Origin of the sequence: Micromonospora sp. DT44, from assembly GCF_049841635.1 — a bacterium.
Classification (GTDB): Bacteria; Actinomycetota; Actinomycetes; order Mycobacteriales; family Micromonosporaceae; genus Micromonospora.
Map to the genome: position 1 here is coordinate 1 of NZ_JBNCKS010000144.1, position 1,049 is coordinate 1,049.

The 1,049-nt window shown below is 57.5% G+C and carries 1 protein-coding gene; it reads right to left on the minus strand.

What is annotated here, in order from left to right:
* Nucleotides 1-282: 282 nt before the first annotated feature.
* The gene (locus tag ACLQ25_RS32670) at nucleotides 283-675 is read right to left on the minus strand and encodes a hypothetical protein (RefSeq protein ID WP_425734581.1); all 393 of its coding nucleotides are present in this window, start codon (nucleotides 673-675) and stop codon (nucleotides 283-285) included.
* Between the last annotated feature and the right edge of the window lie 374 nt (nucleotides 676-1,049).

Below are 1,049 nucleotides of genomic sequence, written 5' to 3' on the forward strand. Positions count from 1 at the left end.
GATCTCCGATCCCCGCCCTCAGCAGGTCACCACCCCACTCACACGGGGTGCCTCACGCCATCCTGACCAAGAGGGCTCGGACGCGTCCGCTGCTCGGCGCGACTCCCGCAGAGATCGGATCGACACGACGAGGGCTCCGGCAGACATCAGCACGGAGGCGCCGACACCTACCCATGCAGCCGCATCTTCCATTTAGATGATCCTAGATAGATTGAAGGGTAGTGCAAGGGCTATCATTGCCGTCTTTCGTGACGGGGCTACGCTCGACGCTCTCGGCGAATGTCAATCACGGTCGTTGTTGCTAGGTGGTGAATGGTGAAGCTCGTTGATGATGTTGTCAATGAACGAGCCTTTACGTTCCCTTTCCTTGTCGACGTGTTGCCAGAGGAACCGCAGGAGTTGATTCAGTTCACCCGCCTGGGGTGCGTACAGCACCGGGCCATCCGTATATTCCTCGATCACCTTTCCCGTTGCATCTTGTACCGAGAAAATCAGCATGTCAACAGAGAGTTGCTTTCCTATCGATATTGTCGCGCTCGAGGTAGACGTGGTGTACGAGATTATCTCTTGCGCCAACGCATTCCGCATGCGCCAGCGCAGTCGCCCGGCGCGGGTCTGTAGCAGCAACGCGTTCACAAGTCGGGCCAAACGGTCGTAGTCATCAACCTCGTGCATGTGTATCGCCTCCGGCGTTTGCTGCTTCGATTGCGCCAATCGAGTTCAGCTCTGCTGCAACCTGCGCGATTAGCACGCGGATGTCATGTGTGGCTAGAACTAAGTCCGCCGTTGGTCTTCCAAGCAGTTCCCGACGCACCGTGGATGCTTCCGCAATTGAATCCTGTATGGACACGCAATTGAATCCTGTATGGACACCAGGACGGACCCTTCTTTGTACCCGCTGAATTCGAGCAACGCTCGGGCCTGCCCGGCCTGCGTTTGCCATGATTGGAGCGTGAGGACAACGAGGTCCTTAGAGCGCGTTTGGTTTCAGGGTCGGTCGGGCGTGTCGCACAACGGGTCCGGTCGATGGATGTAACTCGGTCGGTAGA